General features: G+C 38.5%; 2 protein-coding genes and 1 pseudogene. 2 read left to right on the top strand and 1 reads right to left on the bottom strand.

All coding sequences use genetic code 11. The features are described from left to right. The coding region (locus QUA45_RS28440) for a YheC/YheD family protein (RefSeq protein ID WP_333223258.1) at window positions 1–846 on the top strand (846 nt) is incomplete at its 5' end. A gap of 46 nt (window positions 847–892) precedes the next feature. Here QUA45_RS28440 and QUA45_RS28435 read toward each other — a convergent pair. Then, window positions 893–2,158, bottom strand: a complete 1,266-nt coding sequence (locus QUA45_RS28435; RefSeq protein ID WP_333223256.1) for a hypothetical protein — start codon at window positions 2,156–2,158, stop codon at window positions 893–895. Between the two features lie 91 nt (window positions 2,159–2,249). Between QUA45_RS28435 and QUA45_RS28430 the strand changes: the two are divergent. Then, window positions 2,250–2,809, top strand: a pseudogene (locus tag QUA45_RS28430) (hypothetical protein); the annotation flags it as partial.

Raw genomic sequence — 2,809 nt, 5'->3', positions numbered from 1 at the left:
ACCAATATTGAAATCCTGCTGGCAGCTTGTGAGGAATTAAATATCCCTTACGAAATCCTGCATCCTTCCCAAAACTTGATTAGACTCAAACAGGGCGGCGAAGAATATTATTTTGTCAATTACATGACGCCATTTAACAGCGCGTCAGTAGCAGAGATTTTTAAAGACAAAGAATATACCTATCAACTATTAAACGGCAAAATAAATACTCCCAAAACTCTCGGTTTTGTCTCGCCTCACTGCGAGGAGAAGTATAAAAAGTATTTGAGTTTCCCAGATATTGAATCAATTGTTTTAGAAGTAAACAAAAAATTCGCTTTCCCGGTCATTCTCAAAAGAAATCGCGGTGCTGGTGGCAACAATGTTTTTTTGTGTGAAACTAGAGAGCAAATTAAAGCAGCCCTAGAAATTATATTTAACGTCAACAGCAAAGATTATGACTATGTGGCGCTAGCTCAAGAATACATCGAAATTGCCCACGAATATCGGGCTGTATTCTGCAAAGAAAAGCTAGTTTTGCTGTACGAGAAAGACAAATCTCAGGCTAAATTTGCGGGGAATTTAAGCCCGCTGCACTGGGAAGGTGCAAAAGCCAAACATATAATTAATCCCACTCTCATGTCTGAGATTGAAGATTTTGTTAAACCTGTTTTTGCTGAAATTGCGATTAATTATGCTGGGCTTGACATAGCGCTCGATAAAAACGGAGCATATTGGTTAATTGAAATTAACTCAAGTCCCAATTACGATATATTTGTCAGAGATAACGAGCGCGAAATTGTGGTAACAATGTTTAAAAGTATTCTGGATAGCTTGGTTGTTAACAAAACGCCTTATTTGAAATGAAGAGTTGAGTAACGAGAACCTTAACCCAACCTACATATTTTGAACTTCACTCCATTCCTTGAAAATACCAGTAGAGATTAGCAACAGTTAAATCATTGACTTCTTGCCAATTTGAGGGGGCTAAAGCTTTATATCCAGAGGTAGTTGCTTTCTGACTGATATAAGATTCATGTTGTTGACGCAAGCTAGGTTTTATCAAAAATCGCAATTGATCGCGTAGTGATTTGAAGTGGGATTTTTGCTGCAAGTTTTGGTAGAGCGCAATTTCTTCTGGTTCTGCTACTATAGCAACTTCTTCATGAGTCTTTGAAACAGGTGTTTTTTCCATATTTAAACTAGCCAATTGTTTACGCTCATCCGCCGATAAACTTAGCATCCAATCTACCTGATTTTGCCAAGAGTTCAAAACGGCCAGATCCTGATTGTAAATTCGTGTGATTTCTGGAAATATAAAATCAATTTCATCTTTTGTGCAGCGCTCAATCACAGTGAGAATGTCTTGGCGTATTCTTTCTTGGAGGTGGGAAAGGGAATTACTTACAGACGCAGGCTCGTTCAGCAATTGATAAGTTAATGAAATTGTCTGCTCAATTGCCCAAGCACATTCAACTCTACGAAGATGTCCAACTGCACAAGTGGCTTTGAATAACTCAGGATTATTATAGTCAGCTAAAGCATTAGCTAAAATGTGTTGTGCGCTTGTCAAGGTAGAATTTCGGGTATGTTTATCTTCCATTAACAAAGCATTTTGAATTAGTTTCTGTGCTTGATCAAATTTCTGATAAGCTTGACTTAATATTAAACGATGTTGCTCAAAATTAATGCTTTCAGCTAACAGTTTAATTTCAGCAATAACATCTGCTTTATGGTCTTTCAGCAGTACCGCTATATCAATAAAGCCATGTGTAACTGTTAGCTTCAATTCCTTAATATCTTCCCTCATTTTCAAGGTCTGATGAAGGTTAACGGCTGACAATGCCGCTATGGCCACCACGCCGACACCAATGACGGCAGTAGATGCTGACAGAATGCCCACATTAGCCGAAAGAGATTTTAAGCCATACTCAATCACATCTAGTCTTTTGTAAGTTTCTTTAAAACCCATATCTGTTTGAACCATTTGCCCTACACCTAATACAAAATCTGGAATAGCTAACAACGGCTCGGCAACCATCCCAATTGCGGCACCTACAAAGTGACCTGTTGCCCTGTCTCTAGCTATTCCCAATAATACTCCTGCACTATTCTTCACGACTTCATAAGTGCCGGAGATAATACCCGCCTGTATGTGAGGAGGAAACACAAAAACCATATTTTTTTACCTGAATAGCGATTAATATTACACATTATAATATATTATCTGATTATGGTTAACTCTGTCAGTCTACAGTGGAATTACTTAAATGAACGAATTCATGCAAGCATTTCAGAACATCGCCCAATATTCGGCTCTCGTCGCGGCGGATGATGATAAATCCTTAGAAATTAAGGAATCTGCTACAACCGTAATTAAGTCTGTCCAGCCTGGGTTTGATGAATTGAGGGAATCAGCCACCAGACTTGAGAAAGTTGTGCAAAAATGCCGAAACGATATCGATCACGCTGAAGACGTTTGGACTTGTAAACTTGGGATTATCCAAGCTTCAAAACCGGAAATATGGCAACAGCTTGGGGAACTGAGCGGCTGTCATGTCAGAATTAATGAACTAGGTCGTCAATGTCAAAGTTCGGCGCTCGCTGAATCTCAAGATTATTGGGATAAAATATTTGATGTTCGCGTGAAACAGAAGTGGTTTATTGATGCAGCCCAAAAACACAAAAAAGGAATTGGCTGGAAAGAAAAGGATGATTTTATTAAAGATATTCCCATGGTTATGAATCTTGTTTGTATGGAAATCGATAAAATCATTAAGCGCAGCCTGGATCTGGTTTATCAAGACCTTAGCACGATTAACTTAAAAGT

The organism is Microcoleus sp. Pol12A5 (assembly GCF_036701435.1).
Lineage (GTDB): Bacteria > Cyanobacteriota > Cyanobacteriia > Cyanobacteriales > Microcoleaceae > Microcoleus.
This window is presented reverse-complemented; position numbering and strand designations above follow the sequence as displayed.

Coding starts and splice junctions, on each gene's coding strand:
- QUA45_RS28435 (WP_333223256.1), bottom strand. CDS start 2,158: ATGGTTTTTGTGTTTCCTCCTCACATACAGGCGGGTATTATCTCCGGC.